At 43.1% G+C, this 16,676-nt stretch carries 15 protein-coding genes; 2 read left to right on the top strand and 13 right to left on the bottom strand.

What is annotated here, in order from left to right; genetic code table 11:
- Nucleotides 1-14 precede the first annotated feature (14 nt).
- The 4 genes from JRG66_RS15200 to JRG66_RS15185 form a co-directional block, all read right to left on the bottom strand.
- Nucleotides 15-803: a PhzF family phenazine biosynthesis protein gene (locus JRG66_RS15200; RefSeq protein WP_265163607.1), complete on the bottom strand. Its 789-nt coding sequence runs from the start codon at nt 801-803 to the stop codon at nt 15-17.
- Nucleotides 804-894: 91 nt separating this feature from the next.
- Nucleotides 895-1,899, bottom strand: a complete 1,005-nt coding sequence (locus JRG66_RS15195; RefSeq protein WP_265163606.1) for an LLM class flavin-dependent oxidoreductase — start codon at nt 1,897-1,899, stop codon at nt 895-897.
- 226 nt (nt 1,900-2,125) lie between these two features.
- Nucleotides 2,126-4,672: an ABC transporter permease gene (locus JRG66_RS15190; protein ID WP_265163605.1), complete on the bottom strand. Its 2,547-nt coding sequence runs from the start codon at nt 4,670-4,672 to the stop codon at nt 2,126-2,128.
- Nucleotides 4,659-5,342, bottom strand: coding sequence for an ABC transporter ATP-binding protein (locus JRG66_RS15185; RefSeq protein WP_265163604.1), 684 nt, complete (start codon nt 5,340-5,342; stop codon nt 4,659-4,661). The genes JRG66_RS15190 and JRG66_RS15185 overlap by 14 nt, the downstream gene beginning before the upstream one ends.
- 60 nt (nt 5,343-5,402) lie before the next feature.
- On the opposite strand from JRG66_RS15185, the gene JRG66_RS15180 reads away from it, so the two are divergent.
- Nucleotides 5,403-6,116 (top strand): arylesterase, encoded by a 714-nt coding sequence (locus JRG66_RS15180; protein ID WP_265163603.1) that lies wholly within the window; start codon nt 5,403-5,405, stop codon nt 6,114-6,116.
- Between the two features lie 56 nt (nt 6,117-6,172).
- Here JRG66_RS15180 and JRG66_RS15175 read toward each other — a convergent pair whose 3' ends face one another.
- Complete coding sequence (locus JRG66_RS15175) at nt 6,173-6,640, bottom strand: DinB family protein (protein WP_265163602.1); 468 nt, start codon at nt 6,638-6,640, stop codon at nt 6,173-6,175.
- A 198-nt stretch (nt 6,641-6,838) separates the two neighbouring features.
- Nucleotides 6,839-7,918: an endonuclease/exonuclease/phosphatase family protein gene (locus JRG66_RS15170; protein WP_265163601.1), complete on the bottom strand. Its 1,080-nt coding sequence runs from the start codon at nt 7,916-7,918 to the stop codon at nt 6,839-6,841.
- Between the two features lie 251 nt (nt 7,919-8,169).
- On the opposite strand from JRG66_RS15170, the gene JRG66_RS15165 reads away from it, so the two are divergent.
- A complete protein-coding gene (locus JRG66_RS15165; protein ID WP_265163600.1) occupies nt 8,170-8,835 on the top strand; it encodes a DNA-binding response regulator in 666 nt (221 codons plus the stop codon).
- 193 nt (nt 8,836-9,028) lie between these two features.
- Here JRG66_RS15165 and JRG66_RS15160 read toward each other — a convergent pair whose 3' ends face one another.
- The 7 genes from JRG66_RS15160 to JRG66_RS15130 all read right to left on the bottom strand — a co-directional run bounded on the left by JRG66_RS15160 (nt 9,029) and on the right by JRG66_RS15130 (nt 16,524).
- A complete protein-coding gene (locus tag JRG66_RS15160) occupies nt 9,029-9,778 on the bottom strand; it encodes a LytR/AlgR family response regulator transcription factor (protein ID WP_265165469.1) in 750 nt (249 codons plus the stop codon).
- A 31-nt stretch (nt 9,779-9,809) separates the two neighbouring features.
- Complete coding sequence (locus JRG66_RS15155) at nt 9,810-10,121, bottom strand: 2TM domain-containing protein (protein WP_265163599.1); 312 nt, start codon at nt 10,119-10,121, stop codon at nt 9,810-9,812.
- The gene (locus JRG66_RS15150) at nt 10,121-11,446 is read right to left on the bottom strand and encodes a 2TM domain-containing protein (RefSeq protein ID WP_265163598.1); all 1,326 of its coding nucleotides are present in this window, start codon (nt 11,444-11,446) and stop codon (nt 10,121-10,123) included. Before JRG66_RS15150 ends, JRG66_RS15155 begins: the two co-directional genes overlap by 1 nt.
- Nucleotides 11,447-11,520: 74 nt before the next feature.
- Complete coding sequence (locus JRG66_RS15145; protein WP_265163597.1) at nt 11,521-12,159, bottom strand: hypothetical protein; 639 nt, start codon at nt 12,157-12,159, stop codon at nt 11,521-11,523.
- A 1,140-nt stretch (nt 12,160-13,299) separates the two neighbouring features.
- Nucleotides 13,300-14,790, bottom strand: a complete 1,491-nt coding sequence (locus JRG66_RS15140; RefSeq protein ID WP_265163596.1) for a GFO_1087 family putative carboxy terminal peptidase — start codon at nt 14,788-14,790, stop codon at nt 13,300-13,302.
- A gap of 415 nt (nt 14,791-15,205) precedes the next feature.
- Nucleotides 15,206-15,928 (bottom strand): DUF3307 domain-containing protein, encoded by a 723-nt coding sequence (locus JRG66_RS15135; RefSeq protein ID WP_265163595.1) that lies wholly within the window; start codon nt 15,926-15,928, stop codon nt 15,206-15,208.
- Nucleotides 15,925-16,524 (bottom strand): SatD family protein, encoded by a 600-nt coding sequence (locus JRG66_RS15130; RefSeq protein WP_265163594.1) that lies wholly within the window; start codon nt 16,522-16,524, stop codon nt 15,925-15,927. Before JRG66_RS15130 ends, JRG66_RS15135 begins: the two co-directional genes overlap by 4 nt.
- Nucleotides 16,525-16,676 lie beyond the last annotated feature (152 nt).

The raw sequence follows: 16,676 nt of genomic DNA, 5'->3' as shown, positions 1-16,676 counted from the left end.
AAAGGGTTGAAATGCTACTCTGTCCAGAGTTTGCCTACATAGTAGGTGCGGGCCTTACCGGCAACTTCCACCCTTTCCTTTTTATCTGTACAAAAAAGTTTTCCGCCTCTTTCTGAAAGTTGCATGGCCGTCATTTCCTTTTTGCCGAGTTTTTCACTCCAGTAAGGGGTGAGCGAACAATGGGCAGAACCGGTCACAGGATCTTCAAAGACCGAAGCGCCCGGCGTAAAAAAACGGGAAACAAAATCGCAGTTGCTGCCCTTTGCTGTAACGATCACGCCGCCTGTACCAAGCTCCAGCTCATCAAAATGAGAACGATCTATCTTAATGTCTTTTACCTCCTGCTCGTTTTCGTAAACCAGTACATAATCGCGGGCTTTGAGGGTTTCCTGTGGCTGAATGTTGAGCGAATCCTTTAAAAGTTGTGGTATTGTTGTGGCGACCGGTTTCCTGGCCGGGAGGTCTAAACGGTAAAGATCTCCGTCTGCCTTTACCGTAAGATTTCCGCTTGCGGTCTCAAAAATAACATTTTGGCCAGCATATTTCCTGATCTCTTTTAAAGCATGCGCTGTGGCCAGCGTGGCATGGCCACAAAGATCCATCTCCATTTCGGGGGTGAACCACCGCAGGTGGAAAGTGTAGCCCAGATCCACGAAAAATGCCGTTTCAGCGACTGCGTTTTCGCGGGCTATTTTCAGCAGAAGTTCATCAGGCAGCCACTCAGACAGAGGTACCACGCAGGCTGGATTTCCGCTAAAAAGCCGGTCTGTAAAAGCGTTGATCTGGTAAAGGTGTAATTGCATGATTAAAAATAACAATTAACGGGCAGGGTTACTGCATTTCAGGAGAAATTTTCACTGCTTATACCACCATACCCCTCAAAAAGGGCAAAAATCAAATGCTTTTCATAATTTCAGAAAAGATTTGATAGGATCTTACCCGGTCTTTGTGGTCAAAAATGTGGGAAGCGACCATGAGCTCATTAACACCGGTCTCCTTCAGGAATTTTGAGGTTTGTTCTTTCACCGTGGCTTTACTTCCTATAAAAGCATATTTAAGCATTCGCTGAAAGGCAGGATTTGCTGCCATATCTCTCAGTTCCTGTGTCATTTTAACAGGGGGCTGCATGTAATCGATATTGCCTGTCATCACGCCCAGCATCATCTTGATGAGGGTTGTTGAGATATTTTCGGCTTCTTCATCGGTATCGGCTGCTATTACGTTTATACAGGCAATAGTGTAAGGCTTGTCGAGGTATTTTGAAGGTTGAAACCTGTTGTAATAAATATTGAGTGCCTCAAAGAGCTGTGCGGGAGCAAAATGGCTCGCAAAGGCATAAGGCAGACCTTTTTCAGCAGCCACATGGGCACTGTCTGTACTCGAACCCAGCACATAAATAGGCACATTCACTCCTTCGGCTACCGTGGCCCGCACCTGGGAGTTGCTGTTTTCTGCTGAAAAATACTGCTGGATCTGGCTGATTTCCTCCGGAAATTTATACACTGCCTGCATGCGGTCACTCCTTATGGCATGTGCTGTTACCTGATCTGTGCCCGGTGCCCTGCCCAGGCCAAGGTCTATCCTGTTGGGGTAGAGGGAACCCAAAGTCCCAAATTGTTCAGAAACTATAAGGGGAGAATGGTTTGGCAGCATGATTCCGCCGCTCCCCACCCGAATTTTCTCAGTGCCCCCGGCGATATGGCCAATAAGCACGGCAGTAGCCGAACTGGCTATGCTCACCATGTTGTGATGCTCTGCCAGCCAAAACCTGGTATAGCCCATCTCCTCAGCTTTTTGGGCCAGGTCAAGGCTGTCTTTAAAGGTTTGTTCAACAGAGGAGCCGGCACCAACGCTGGCAAGTTCGAGTATAGAGTAGGGAATGGAGTTATTTTGAGACATAACAATTTCAGTTTTATTCAAAGATCGAAATTATACAAAGAAAAAAAGAGACTGAAAAATAGCTTTTTTCAATACCCCAATCGACTATACCCTGGCCGGCAGAACTTCAGGTATTGCAGTCTAATTTCTTCCAGCCTACAAAAGCGCTTGTTTTAATTCTTTAGCATATAATTTCTTCGGAAATACTTCCGCAGCAGTTTAACTTTCGGGTTAGACTGAAGGAGATTTAATAAGATTCCTTTCTCAGCACTTCAAGGGGCGGACTTTTAATGACGCTAATGCTGTTGGTGAGCCCAATGACAACCACCAATAACGTGATTCCCGGAAACAGCACAAAAAATGGGAAAAGTGAGGGTGCGAAAACGGCATCAAATAAGAGCCAGGCCAGTAACTGGCTGCTAAGGAGCGAAAGCAGGATGCCCGACAAACTTCCCAGAGCCCCTAAGTAGAAATATTCGAGCGCAAGTATTTTAAGGATCTGGGAACTTCGGGCTCCAATGGTGCGCAGCAAAACACTTTCTCTTATCCGCTGAAATTTACTGGTGCGCACGGCACCCAATAGCACAATGATCCCTGTAAAAATGCTGAAAAAGGCCATAAAATTGATAAGCCAGGCAATTTTGTTCAGCAGATCTTCTACTACTGAAATTATCTGCCGAAGATCGAGTATGGAAATATTCGGAAAAGCGCGCACCAGCTCCTGTTGCAGGGCGGCACTGGCATTCTCATTGGGTACTTTGGTGGTGATCACCCGAAACTGCGGAGCATTTTCCAGTACTCCAAGCGGAAAAACTATCGTGAAATTGGGTTCCATATCGCTCCAGTTTACCGCCCTTATGCTGCTCACTTTGGTATTCATCATGACTCCCTGTACGTTAAAGGATATGTTATCTCCAACTGTCACCAGTGCATCTTCAGCAAAATTGTCACTTATTGATATAGGGATGAGGCTGGAACCACCAACTTCAGGAATCCATTTTCCGGCTGTAAGGGCTTCAGAATCCTTCAGGGAATCCCTGTAAGTAACCCTGAATTCATGGTTGAGTACCCATCTATTGACCCGGGAAGTAGAATCTTCGCGTATCTGGTTCACAGTCTTCCCGTTGATGCTTTGTACCCGCATGGTCACAATAGGAATGTTGTTGAGCACAGGGTGACCGCTGTGTTTAAGAGTTTGTTCCACTTCCTTTTCCTGGCCGGCCTGTACATCGAGCAGGATCATGTTGGGACTGTCTTTTTGCGCGTCTAGCGAAGCCTGTGCCAGTAAAAGGTCTTTGGTGAAGTAGAGCGTGCTAATAAGAAAAGTGCCCACCCCAATGGCCAGTACTAAGGTGAGGGTCTGGTTTTGAGGCCTAAAAAGGTTCTGCAGGCTCTGCCTTGCCGGGAAACCCCATCTGCTGGGAAAGTTATTCCTTATAAGTTTCATGAAAAGCCTGGCAATCGCGGCCAGGATTGAAAAGGTCGCTATAATCCCAAGAACAAAAGCCAGGGAATACTTCCAGTTTTGCAGCAGCCAGTAGGAAAAGATCAGGATAAATAGAAAGATACCCGCGAGTACGGCAAGCCTTGCCTTTCCTTTTTTATCATTGTTATTGGGCTGTACTCGTAGCGCCTGTAAGGGTGAAACGTAAAGTGTGCCGATGAGCGGAATCAGGGCAAATAATACCGCCATAAAAAGTCCCAGTAAAATGCCCAAAATAATGATTTGAGGTTTGAATGTCATCTGGATACTTACCGGTAAAAGGTCGGCAAGGAGTAGTGGGAACAGCTGTTGTAAAAGCAAGCCAATAATGGTTCCGATGATTCCGCCGAGAATTCCCATTCCGGCGATTTGCAGAAGAAAGATCATAAATGACTGTCTTCTTGTTGCTCCCAGGCATTTCAAAACGGCAACCGATTTCAGTTTGCCTTTGATGTAAATGTTTATTGCGCTTGCAATCCCCACACAACCAAGCAGCAGGGCTATAAAAGCAACCAGGTTGAGAAATTTTCCGAAGTTATCATAACGCCGGCCCAGTCTCTGGCTTGTAGAGGTATGGGTGTCAAGATCGGCTTCCAGCTTGTCGAGTTGCGGGTCAAGTACTTCATCCAGCTGCTCCAGGTTGGTTTGAGCCTTAGTAGTGAAATAATAATCGTAAGAAATACGGCTCCCGGTTTGGATAAGGCCCGTTTCTTCAACAATGCTATGAGGAACAACAACAGGAGGCGCAACCGAACTGAAGAAAGAATTACTGCCGGGAATAGACCTTAAAGCACCGGCTATAGGCAGCGTTACGTTTCCAATTTTAATGCTGTCACCGGGGCTTAGGTTTAGCTGCCGCATCGCAGTGGCGTCAACCAGAGCACCAGTATCGACCTGATAGTTCTTTCCTGCCTCTGCAGGCGTGGTCACAAGCTCCCCATAGAACGGGAAATTACCTTCAATAGCTCTTACCTGCACGAATTTTGTGCTGCCATTGCCCGGGAAGGCAGCCATAGAGCTAAAGCTTATTTCCCGGGCAGGTGCCCCTCCCAAAGAGTCAATGATGGCAAGTACTTCTTTAGAGGGAGCCTGGTCGAGGTCAATTTTATAATCGGCGCCCATCATGGCTTTAGATTGCAGGGCGATATTATCTTTCAGGTTTTCTCCAAAAGACTGGATAGCCACCACGGCTGCTATTCCCAGAACAATAGAGGCCATGAACAGGCTGAGCTTGCGGCCACTGGCTTTTCCATCGCGCCAGGCCATCTTTAGAAGCCACTTAAAAGTGCTGCCGGTTTTAATGCTGCTCATGAGCCTCCACTATTTTTCCACCCTTTAAGCGCAGAGTGCGCTGTGTCATTTTTGCAAGTTCAGGGTCGTGGGTTATAATCACCAGCGTAGTGCCCGCCTGCCTGTTGAGGTCAAAGAGCAGTTCAATGATCTTTTCTCCGGTTTCGGCATCCAGGTTTCCAGTGGGCTCATCGGCGAAGAGGATGGAAGGCCGGTTGGAAAAAGCCCTGGCTACTGCTACCCGCTGTTGCTCACCGCCCGAAAGTTGTGAGGGGTAATGATCAAATCTTCCGCCAAGGCCTACTTTTTCCAGTAGGTCTTTTCCGACTTCGGAAGCATTTTTTGCTCCCTGCAGTTCCAGCGGTACAGCCACATTTTCCAGGGCCGTTAAAGTGGGCAGCAACTGAAAATCCTGAAAGACAAATCCAACTTTTTTATTCCGAAGTATTGCGCGCTCATCTTCGGAAAGAGTAGAAAGTTCGGTGCCGCAAAGTTCAATATTTCCCGAATCGGCACGATCAAGGCCGGCGCAAAGCCCCAGTAAAGTGGTTTTTCCGCTGCCCGAAGGGCCTACAATTGCAAAGGTCTCCTTTTCTTCAACATCAAAACTCATGTCGTGCAGCACGGTGAGCAGCCTGGAGCCACTGGAATAGCTCTTTTTGAGGTTGCGCACGTTCAATATTTTTGTCATCTTTAGTTCGCTTTCAGAAAAAGCAAAATAAGAAATGATTTTCACTTCAAGCCTGTAGCCATGAGAAACCTGTTGTTTTTGCCATTTTTGACACTCCTGTTATTTTCTTCGTGTAAAGAAAATTCAGATAAGGAAAACAAAGCTGCACCTAATGTTGCTTCGGAAGTTGAAAATGAAACCGATAATGCTGAAGCTTCCGAAGAAACACAAGATACCGGCACGATCCTGTTTTTTGGAGACAGTCTTACGGCAGCCATGGGCCTGGATTTGGCTGAAGGTTATCCGGCAGAAATTCAGAAGATCATCGATTCTCTGAAACTAAATTACGAGGTTGTAAACGCAGGGCTCAGCGGGGAGACCACCGCAGCCGGACGAAACAGGATAGACTGGGTGCTCAACCAGGATGTTGATGTGTTTGTACTGGCCCTGGGCGCAAATGACGGACTTCGCGGAATTCCGGTAACCGAAACCCGGAAGAACCTGCAGGCCATTATCGATAAGGCGCGGCAAAAAAATCCCGATGTGGAGATCGTGCTGGCAGGAATGCAGATCCCGCCAAACCTGGGAGCAGAATATACTTCAAATTTTAAGGAACTCTTTCCTGAACTGGCAGAGGAAAATAACATACACCTCATTCCTTTTTTACTCGAAGGAGTGGCCGGAGACCCTGAACTCAATCAACAGGATGGGATTCACCCCACGGCCGAGGGTTATGATATTGTAGCCATGAACGTGTGGGAAATACTCGAACCTGTGCTGACAGAACAGGAATAAGTGTCAAAAATGCCATTTTTGAAATTCCCGACTTTTTCCAGGGACACCAATGATTTTTAGTCCCAAATTTGCGGGCGTTGCAGCTTCATTGCTCGTAAATAGGAAAGAAATTGTCCTGCGTGAACAGATTCGTGATAGCCTATTCTTAACAAATATTTTCCCAGAATTTTCTTTTCCCCATTTCCGGGATGGGTAATAAGGGTTTCGCTTAGTTCTGTATCTGAAAATTTTGCTATACTCGCTAAAAAGGATTTTCTATAGGGTTCGGCAAATTCGAGTTCGTCAGATACACTAAGAAAGGGGCGGTTTTTCCAGGGTGTCTCATAGTTCAGCATACTTTTATTGTTGATTATGATATTCCAGCCATAATCGGCTTCCAAAACGTGCCTGATCATCTCAATGGCAGTCATCGCATTTTCGTCGGGTTTCCAGTTGTAAAGGTTTTTGGGAAGTGCGTTCCAAATTTTTATGCTTTTAAGCCTTATTTCTGTAAGGTTTAGAATGATGAGTTCAGATAGGTCCATTTTCTTACATTTTAATAATGCTGTTTTGGTAAGACTAAACTTTTGGCTCCCTAAAATTGGGATGAAGCCAGGCTCTTACTTTTCAATGTGCCGGCTCTTACTTTATAAAAGTAGCTATGGAATATACCTTTTAAAAAAGCCATTTTTAAAGGGTCTTCTTACACAAAGAAACACCTGAAAAATTTAAAATGCCGCATGTTAATGCGCATCAGGCTGCTTGCCCTTATCAATTTTTTCTTCGGCCCATTCCTTTTCCTCTTCATCGGGCTCTTCAGTCTCGCCATTGCCATTTTTTTCTACATCTTCGGGTTGATAGACGAGCTTGATAAATATAGGGAAGTGGTCTGATCCCATTTTTTCCAACCGTTTCAAACTCAGCAGCATAAAATCACTGCTGTGAAAAACGTGGTCCAACGGCCATCTGAAAACTGGATATTGTGCGTGAAAAGTATTGAAAAAGCCGCGGCCAATACGCGGATCCAGGAGTCCGCTTAAACTAAGGAAGAGCTTTGTGGTCCTGGACCAGGCAACGTCATTGAGATCTCCAAAAACCAGGGTAGAATTCCTGCCATCTATTTCTTTTCCTACCAGCAGGAGCTCTGCATCGCGGTTGGTTGAAGTATCATCTTCAGAAGGGCTTGGGGGCTTGGGGTGAAGACAATGAATATTGACCTTTTCACCCGACTTTAACTTTACTTTTCCGTGGATGGAGGGAATTTCTTCTGAAATAATATATTTAATATCAATATCCTCCAGCTCAAGTTTGGAGTAAAGGTGCATTCCGTAAAGGTTTTTCAGCGGAATTTTTACAGTGTAAGGATATTCTTCCTCAATGCGGCTTAGCTGTTCTTCCCAGGTTTTATCAGTCTCCAGTGTGAGCACAAGGTCTGGGTTCTCCCGAATAATGAGCTTTACGAGTTTGTCGTACTTCGTGTTGGTAGTAAGCACATTGCTCACCAGGATAGACAGCTGCCTGTCAACTTCTTTGCCTTTGTATTCCATAACCTGTTTAGAGGCCAAATACGTGTAGGGATAGATCTTTGCAGCCTGGTAAATAAAACTTAATCCCAGAACTACAAGCATGGCAGTTTCCCAAATCGAGCTAAAATCAAAAGCTACGGCATCAAAGATCATAACTGCGAGTATGAGCACACTAATCTGCAATCTTGGGAAATCAAAATCCCTGATCCACCATTGATCAAACCGGCTAATAGATGCGGCTGTAGGGAAAAGGATTATAAAACTAAGGATATAAGCAGCTACTTCTGCAATATTCATAATGTTGGTTAAGATAGAGTTTCAAAGATACTGTTTTGTGCGTATTTGTAAACCCGTGCCGGTGTTTTCTTGCTGAATTCTTTTAAACTCAGCATTATAGAGGGATGGAACAGAAAGTAAAGGGCTACAGGAATCTCAAACGTTTTCGTTTTTTTTGCAGAATTACGGTTTTCCGTAATAGAAGCTGAATACTTTGTTTTAATTTTGAGGCAAAGAAAGTTAAAACAGTGGGTTTACCTCTTCAAAAAGCGATGTTTCAAAGAGTACTGGTAGCAGAGGATATTGACAGTATTAATCTGGCAGTTTCAGGTTTACTGAAAGACCTGGGGATATCAAGTGTTGAGCATGCGCAATACTGCGAAGAAGCCTGGTTGCTTTTTAAAAAAGCGCAGCGGGATGGCAATCCTTTTGAACTTCTTATTTGTGACCTTTCTTTCAGGTTAGATCACCGGCCAGAGAAATTTAAGTCGGGCAGGGAACTTATTTCCGCTCTTAAAGAAGAAGATCCCGATTTAAAGGTTTTGGTCAATACCATAGAAGATAATCCGCAAACGGTTAGGGGGTTGTGGGAATCGGGCGATATTGACGGGTATGTGAGCAAAGACAGGCACGGCATGCGCGATCTTAGGGAGGCCATACACGCTGTAAACAAGGGTAATAAATACAATTCAGTGCGTATAGAAAGGCTTCTGAAAGATGATAATATGTTGATTTTGGGGGATTGGGAAATGGAGCTTCTTTCGGCAATTGCCACGGGCTACACGCAGGATGAAATTGAAGGCGATTTCAAAAAGCGGGGGATCACACCAAACAGCAGAAGTTCTATAGAAAAAAGGTTAAAAGAATTGCGCGAGGATTTTGGTGCAAATACCACCCCACATTTGGTGGGAATATTAAAAGACCTTAAGTTAATATAAATTACAGTTTTAAGAAAGGCCGTCATTTTCTGCCACACTTTTCGGGAATGTAGGGTAACCGGAACGTTAGTAGAGAAGGCGGCTTCTTCTTTTCCCGAAGTTTTTATTGCATCTACAACAACTTGCTTTCCTGTTATTCCCAACATTCTTCCAGCTCTTCGGAATTTAAAGCCTTTGATAATAAGGATGCTAATTACTGAAGCCAGTCTTTAAAATCTTTTACCCGCTCCCGGCTTACAATGATCTGTTCGCTGTTGTAATCTTTCAGTTTTACTTCCAGGCGTAAATTGGAATAAGTAAGTATATCTGAAATGGCATGGATTGAAATAATGAATTTGCGGTTAACCCTGAAGAAGTTTTGAGGGGCTACTTCGGTTTCAAGCTTATCAAGGCTGGAGTCGAGCAGGTAACTTCTATTGGTATTAGTGTGTAGGTAGGTGGCTTTATTTTCGGAATAGAAACAAACGATTTCAGAAATATCAATGAGCTTTAAATGCTGACCCATCTGAATGGAAAAACGCTTTTTATAATCTGAACCTGCAATATTGAGCAGGGTTTTTAAAGCCCTAAAGTCCATTTGCTTTTGACTGGCAAAGCTGTTCTTTTTAAATTTTTCAAGGGCAGCGGCAAGCTCTTCATCATCGAGCGGTTTGAGCAGATAATCAATGCTGTTGAGCTTAAAGGCCTGCAGCGCATACTCATCATACGCGGTGGTGAAGATAATGGGAGCATTGACTTCGGTATGTTCAAAAATCTCGAAGGAGAGTCCGTCGCTAAGCTGGATGTCGAGGAAGATAAGGTTGGGGTGTTCATTTTTCAGGAACCATTCGGCAGCATCTTCTACAGAATGCAGCGTGGTAATGACATGGACTCCCATTTTTTCCAGCATGCGCTGTAAACGGCGGGCAGCCGGTTTTTCGTCTTCAACAATAACAGTTTTAATCATGTCTCAAAAATGGCATTTTTAAGGAATTTTATTCCCAGGATTTTTGTTTTTCCTTTTCCATAAGTTCCTTTATCTTTTTTTCTTCCCAGTTTTTTCCGAAGAAAATATTGGGGCCAAAAACATTCCACCAGTGAAAGAACAGCCCAATTCCCCAAAAGAATGCAGTGAAGTAATTTTCCGGTTCCTGCAAGCCATTAAACAGGCCTTCATCTATTGAACTCACTGCAATAATAGCAATATTCACAAACAGGAATACCAGCAGGTGAACATAAAAATCCTTGATCCTTTTTACCTTCTTTTGGGCAAGTTTGTACTGGTAAGATTTATCATTTGCTTCCATTAGTTCCAGTTTTGTGTACGTTGTTGTTCTTTTTCCATGAGTTCCTGTATTTTTCGCTCTTCCCAGTGGGCACCGTAACCAAAAACCGAGAAAGCGTGAATAGTGAGGCCCAGTCCCCAACCCGCCATGGGAAACCAAAACCATTGAAATTCCCAGTATGTTTGGTAGTTGATAAAGATGAGAAAAGGAATGACGAGGCAGTAGGAGAGGAGGTTTCCATAGAATTCCTTGATCTCTTTTACTCGTTGTCTGGCTTTGAAATAGGCGGTGTTTTCTGAAAAATCTTGTGTTTTCATAATGTTGATTTGTTTGGTGAGCACCGGAATTTTTACACTGAATTTATCTGAGTCTTTGATTATTCGTATTTCCCGTCGCGTTATTAATGCGTATCGGTTTATGATATTTTGCAGGCCAACTCCTTTACGCTTTTGAAGAACTTCTTTTTGCTGAAGGTTATTCTCCAGTACCAGGTAGCCGTCTTCTTCAAAAATCCTGATATGCAGTGGCTTATTGTCGCTTACCACATTGTGTTTTATGGTATTTTCGAGCAACAACTGCAGGGATAAAGGCACCACCCTGGCTTCGGGGGAGGATAATTCTTTGGGCACTTCATAAAAAATACTGTTCTCAAACCTCATTGACAACAGGTTCATATAGGTGACAGCAAAGTTCAATTCTTCCTGAAGACCTACCAGTTCTTTGTCTTTTTGTTCAAGAACGTATCTATAGATCTTGGAAAGTCCCGTAGTAAATTTTTGAGCCTGTTCGGGGTTTTCATCTATAAGTGAAGTAAGTACATTTAGGCTGTTGAACAGAAAATGCGGATCAATCTGGTTCTTTAAACTTTCAAACTTTGCTGAAGCAGTGCCTGCAATGATCTTTTGCTCGGTTACTTTTTTTTCCTGAATGGCCTTATAGAAATAGATGAGGTGGAAAGAGAGGGAAACAATAGTGGTTAAAAGTAATGGGAAAAGATAGTACCCGGCCCTTTCATTAGTCAGGAATTCAGTAATACTATCTCCCTGGAAGACGGTTTGATCTACCATCCTGCAAAAAAAGAAGCCTATCATGGTGAGGATAATAGAACCAGCGACAGCCAATACTAGCTTTTTAAGGTAAGCACCTTCCCAACCTATTTTCTTCTCAAAAAAGGCAAAATAGAGGAAGTTTATTGCAGTAAGTACAAAGGAGTAAAAAAAGTAGGTGCCCCACAATTGCACGTCAAGCAGCCGCTCCCAGTCATGGGCTCCAAAAATGGCATTTATAAGGAGGATCCCTATACAAACAATAACAGAGGTCTTTAAAATTTTGAGAAATTCTTTCATTTTGACTTAAACTGTTTAAGTTTAATTAATTTCCGGCTTTTTTGCAGTTCTAAAAGAAGTTTTTTTGTAGGGAACTAATTTTCGCTGTCGCAGGTTTTGGCAATAAGCCTTTGTAAACGCTCTTTTCCCCAGGTGGGGGCTTGGGTAGGAGCATCGTCTTCATTTTCGAACAGGGCTAGTCCTGCTTTTAGGTCTGGGCAATATATTTTCGGATCTTCACCATAATAAGGGGCAGATCCTATTTCCCATTCGGTTTTGGAAAGTACAAGCCGGGGGTTTTCAGGTGCTATTTTAGCAGCTTCAGCATAAATTCCGGTGATCACGGGAGCCAGGGTCATACCGTAGGTGTCGGGATCAATGATGAGCCGGGAAGTGTGCAGCATCGCCTGCAGGACCATTAATTCTACCTCATCTCCTTCCAGTTCTTTGGCTTTATTTAGTAAGCCCTGAGCTTCTCTCAGCAACTGTTCTTTCTTTGTTTTGTTGGTCATGTCAAAACTTTCCACAATCTTTATTTGAGAGGAATAATAGTACGGAAGCCACTTTTTTCCTTCGGCAGTAGCAATGTGTTCAAAAAGCTTTGCTGCCTCCTGTGGTTTTTGATCCTGCCACAGCTCGAGGGCCGTGGTGAGTTCCTGCTCATAATGAGTCTGGGCCTTCATTCCCATGCTGCTGCACAGGAAAAGTACGATGGTAATGATGAAAGTTTGCATAATTGTGAAGTGTTAGGTTAGTATGATTTTAATCTTATTCGAAATTGGGGGTTTTAAGGCAAAGCTGAAATTGAATCTTACTGAACTGTGAAAAATCAACGATGAATTGATAATCTCAGCCTTTTCTAACCGATTACTTCTTTAATCACTGCTACTGGTTTAGAAAAAGCCAACGAAAAGATACTGTCGGCTGCCTAAGGTCGCCTGCCTCTCAAAAATGGCTTTTTGGTTAGGCTTTTTTGAGTAATTGTAGTTGAAGATTTGGGCTCCCAATACCTTTGAAACTGAGAAATTATTTATTGGCTAAGCAGGTAAAAGCTAAGTAAAAGCCTACCTGAATACACAACTACATAACAATGTTTGGTGGCAAAGCGGGCAGTACGCTACAAATTACCGAGTGAAACTTTCGGGGATAATTTTTAGAATTTTTTTGAAACAATGAAGCTGTAAGAGAACCGGTATTCGGTGTTTTTAATGCTTTTATTGTCCCTGTAGAAAAGATAATAATGCAGACTTTATCTTTTTTAATAAAAATGAAGAGCCCGTGGTTTTTGCAGCACTAATTATTACAGAATGGTGAAATTTTGAAGATGAGTTGTGATCAGGTGGATGTTCAGAGTAAGAACCACAGAATGAAGATCAGGGTTCCCAGGCAGATAATTCCGGTGAAAATTAATTGCCCTTTCAGAAAAAGCCAATCCCAGTTGATTTGTGAAAGGTAGGTTTCAAAAAAAACTTTTCGGTTTAATCGTTTTTCACTTGCTTTCATAAATGTGGTATTTGGTTGTAGTTATAGAAGCAATACCGGTTCCATACTGCTGAAAAAACTGACAAAAATGTACAGTAAGACTTGTGAATTAAAACAAAAACATTACTAAATCCCTTATTTCACAGGGGTTTGGAGAGGTGTAAGTGACTTCTTTCCCTCAAATCTCTTCGGAAATGAGGTCTTTTTAACTGTGGATTTCACAAAGGAATTAACAGATAATTGATGATTAATTCCCCAAAAACCTGTGGAAAATGACATTTTTGAGCAGCTGTAGTTTCCGAAGTATCCATAAAAAAAGAGGCTTCCGTAGAAACCTCTCTTAAATAATGTTATAGTTCTAAAACTTCAGAGCATTTGTTTTAAGGCTCTTGTTATTTTCTTCTGAGGATATCCGGCAGCTTATCGAGGTACATTCTCTGGTAATAAGGTTCAAACATTTCCCCGTCTCCCACAATTTTAAGGTGATTTTCAGACCTCTTTTGTTGTGCGCTGGCGGCAGACATGGTTGAAATACCCTGAATGTGGTGCAAAGCTGCCTGAAGAAATGGTTCCTTCGGATCTCCCAGCGTACCCATGTTGTTCAGGTCTTCCCTCATTTCTATATCCGGGCTAAGGCCGTTAAAATAATCGGATTTTCCATTGGCGTTGGCCGATTTCAATACAAGCGGCTGCAAGGCGTAAGTATGGTTCTCATTGATTTTGGAATCTTTGGAAAAGTCTTCACTGTCATATAAGGTTACTGAAGCCTGGAACTTTCCGGTAGTGGTTTCTCCAATCTGGACCACATTGATATAGGGTTCAAGCCCGTTAATGATAAGTTCGCTGGCCGAAGCTGTGCTGGCCGTAGTTAAAATATAAACTTTGGTAAGCTTAAGGCTGTTAATGGTTTCGCCGGTCCTTATCTTACTGTCAAAAAGGTTTAGCAAACGTTCGGGGGCATTTTCTTCAAAATAATTCTGGTAGGTCTCATTCCACATTTCCTGCATAAATACTTCGCCTTCAAATTGACCCGTGATCATGCTGGCGAGATCTACGGCCGACTCTACATCGCCACCGCCGTTATACCTAAGGTCGAGCACAAGCTCATCAACTCCCTTGCTTTTAAGTTCTGCAAAAGCCTGGTTTAGTTCGTCGTCAAAATTCCCGATAAAACTATTATACATAAGGTAACCCACCTGTATTCCATCTACTTCAAGGGTTTTTACGAGCTGAACCGGGTTTGCCGTGTAGGAAGAGTGGTTAAGAGTTACTGTTTCGTCGGTAAGGACGAGCGTGTTGTTTTCCACATTTCCGATGTTTATGGTAAGCGAGTTAGAATCGAGCAAAGACTCGAGGTTGTTTAAAGTAATTTTTTTTCCGTTGATTTCTGTAAAAACCGTTCCGCGGGTAAGACCGGCATCAGCAGCAGGGGTGTTTGGGATCACGTATTGCAGGAAACCAAATAAATAACTGGTGCCGCTAATTGAGCCCAGGCCAAAATCCATTCCGGCGGTACTACTGCTTACGCCGTTGAACTGGTCTTCAAGAGCCTTGTAATCATCGGTAATAAAGCTGAACCTGTCACTTGAAGATTTGAGGTCTTCAAAAAGGGCTTCCGGAGTGCTGAACCCGGCCAGGTAGTCTAGCTTGGCATCTTCTGTATCAAAATAATCATCGGCGAGCACGCTAACATCCGATTTGTAGAGGTAGATCTCATTCATTCCGGAGTAGACAAACTCTTCAACCTCAAGCTCTGCTGTCTCTTCAGTTTCCGTGGGTTTTTCAGAAGAAGGATCTTCTTTTAAAACGTCGTCATCCTTGGAGCAGGACGTGAAAATGAGGGCGATAAAAGCAAATAGGAGGGGGAAGTTGTTGATCTTCATATATAAGTGAGTTTTAGCAGTTAGTTTGGCAGCTTAAAAAAGCATTTCTGGCTACAGTAAAGCAGCAACCGTGCCATATTAAGTTAAATGGTAGATTATAAGGCTATTACGGGTTTAAGCTGTAAATAATTAAAGATTTTTCTGCTGAATGTTATACAAAACCTTCAGAAGTACCTTTTTTTATTTCTGAAGTCATGTTACATCATTTAAATGATATTCAGCAAAAAAAGGTAATTCAAAAATGCCCTTTTTGAGAAGTCATGTTCAGTTTAGCTTATTCTTTTTTTGTTCTTCCTGTTCTCTTTTGTGCACCTGTTTTCTAAGCTTAATTACAGTGTAAACAATTACGGCAATTAATACGATCCCAGTCACAACAGCAAATCCCCATGCGGTACCCGACATATTTCTTTTTCTTCTAAAATAGTGAAATATCCTGAAAATATAAATAAACGATGCCGGTGACTATTGAGAGGGAAAAACTGAGCAGGGTGCCTATAAGTACATACTCTGTGAGCTTTCGGTCTTTAGCGCGGGAGAGGTCGCTAAAACGCAGGATCGATTTGGCAGCTATGAGCCAGCCAATTGCCGGCCATTGTTGAAGGACGATGAACGCAAAGACCAGGAGGCGCTCCAGCATCCCAATATATTTCCCAGCCTGGGGCAGGGAATCGTTTTCTTTGTCTTCGGGTAAAACCCAGCGGCTCATAATTAACCTCATGAGAATTGCGGCAACCGGGCCAAGAAACACCAGGCAGCTAACAAAAAGCAGCGGCCCGGGTTGAAGTAATTCGAAGAAGGCTATGCTAAAAGGGTGATAGCTGTAGGTTACACCGGCAATCACCAGCAAATGCGCCAGCTGGTCAAGTAGGAACAACCTGCTTTTGTGATCACTAGACTCTAGGTGCAGTTTGAGTAGGTCTATAAAATAGTGGCTGACTACAATGACGATCAAGGCCGGCCAATATGAAAGGTCAAAGCCCAGCAAAGCGAACATTATTAAAAAATGTACAGCAACATGAGCGTAGAGCAGCGGAGAACGCTGCTTTCTTTGCCTTTTTTGAGCCACCCAGCTATCGGGTTGCAGCAGGAAATCACCCAACAGGTGAGCCAAAAGCAATTTTAGGGCAAATGCGCTCATAAACGTTTAATTTTTGATCTGTAAAAACTCTCAAGCTGCATGATCTCGTCAAAACCGCCACGTTTAAGCGCTTCACTTAAACTGCTTTGAGATTTTTTTAAATGTTTTGCGAGTTCTGTCTGGTTTTTTGCGGGATGCTCAAGAAATGCAGCAATGGTTTTGGCTACAGTAACGCTCCAGTTGTTCATGCTAAGTAGGGCAAGCTGAAAGAGCAGGTCAAAAATTTCATCTTTTTCGGCCTCTCCTGTGCGAATTCCCAGGTTTTGTTTTTTAAGCTCCTCAAAGCATTCTCCCGAACGAATAAAAGCCGAACCATTAGATTCACTGATTTTTTCGGCTTTATATTCCTGTTCTCCAATGCCAATGGCCATTCTCACATCGAGGTCTGGGAGTTGCTTTATTCCTGCTTTAATTTGGAGTGCTGCATATAAAGCTTCTTCGGGTTGTAGGAGGAGCTGAAAACTGTCTCCCCGGCTGATTTCCCAGCCTTGAGGGGCTTCTCCATAATGCCCAAGTATCTTTTTAAGTACCGGGAGCCAGTGTGCTGCCGACTCGCTTCTTGAATTTACTATATCTCCTGTAATGACTGCTATCATAAGGGAAATATCGGGTTAATATCCGATATATGCAAATATAGGTTTTATACCCGATATTTTAAATTATCGGATTATTATCCGATAATATTGAAAAAGAACTATAAGTTTGGACTGAATTTATTTTTATTAAAAGTAGATGAGCAGCGATAAAT

The organism is Salinimicrobium tongyeongense (assembly GCF_026109735.1).
Taxonomy (GTDB): Bacteria; Bacteroidota; Bacteroidia; order Flavobacteriales; family Flavobacteriaceae; genus Salinimicrobium; species Salinimicrobium tongyeongense.
This window is presented reverse-complemented; position numbering and strand designations above follow the sequence as displayed.

What these genes read in the sequence shown, in the direction of transcription:
- JRG66_RS15200 (WP_265163607.1), bottom strand. Translation starts at nt 803, where the DNA reads ATGCAATTACACCTTTACCAGATCAACGCTTTTACAGACCGGCTTTTT.
- JRG66_RS15195 (WP_265163606.1), bottom strand. Translation starts at nt 1,899, where the DNA reads ATGTCTCAAAATAACTCCATTCCCTACTCTATACTCGAACTTGCCAGC.
- JRG66_RS15190 (WP_265163605.1), bottom strand. Translation starts at nt 4,672, where the DNA reads ATGAGCAGCATTAAAACCGGCAGCACTTTTAAGTGGCTTCTAAAGATG.
- JRG66_RS15185 (WP_265163604.1), bottom strand. Translation starts at nt 5,342, where the DNA reads ATGACAAAAATATTGAACGTGCGCAACCTCAAAAAGAGCTATTCCAGT.
- JRG66_RS15180 (WP_265163603.1), top strand. Translation starts at nt 5,403, where the DNA reads ATGAGAAACCTGTTGTTTTTGCCATTTTTGACACTCCTGTTATTTTCT.
- JRG66_RS15175 (WP_265163602.1), bottom strand. Translation starts at nt 6,640, where the DNA reads ATGGACCTATCTGAACTCATCATTCTAAACCTTACAGAAATAAGGCTT.
- JRG66_RS15170 (WP_265163601.1), bottom strand. Translation starts at nt 7,918, where the DNA reads ATGAATATTGCAGAAGTAGCTGCTTATATCCTTAGTTTTATAATCCTT.
- JRG66_RS15165 (WP_265163600.1), top strand. Translation starts at nt 8,170, where the DNA reads ATGTTTCAAAGAGTACTGGTAGCAGAGGATATTGACAGTATTAATCTG.
- JRG66_RS15155 (WP_265163599.1), bottom strand. Translation starts at nt 10,121, where the DNA reads ATGGAAGCAAATGATAAATCTTACCAGTACAAACTTGCCCAAAAGAAG.
- JRG66_RS15150 (WP_265163598.1), bottom strand. Translation starts at nt 11,446, where the DNA reads ATGAAAGAATTTCTCAAAATTTTAAAGACCTCTGTTATTGTTTGTATA.
- JRG66_RS15145 (WP_265163597.1), bottom strand. Translation starts at nt 12,159, where the DNA reads ATGCAAACTTTCATCATTACCATCGTACTTTTCCTGTGCAGCAGCATG.
- JRG66_RS15140 (WP_265163596.1), bottom strand. Translation starts at nt 14,790, where the DNA reads ATGAAGATCAACAACTTCCCCCTCCTATTTGCTTTTATCGCCCTCATT.
- JRG66_RS15135 (WP_265163595.1), bottom strand. Translation starts at nt 15,928, where the DNA reads ATGAGCGCATTTGCCCTAAAATTGCTTTTGGCTCACCTGTTGGGTGAT.
- JRG66_RS15130 (WP_265163594.1), bottom strand. Translation starts at nt 16,524, where the DNA reads ATGATAGCAGTCATTACAGGAGATATAGTAAATTCAAGAAGCGAGTCG.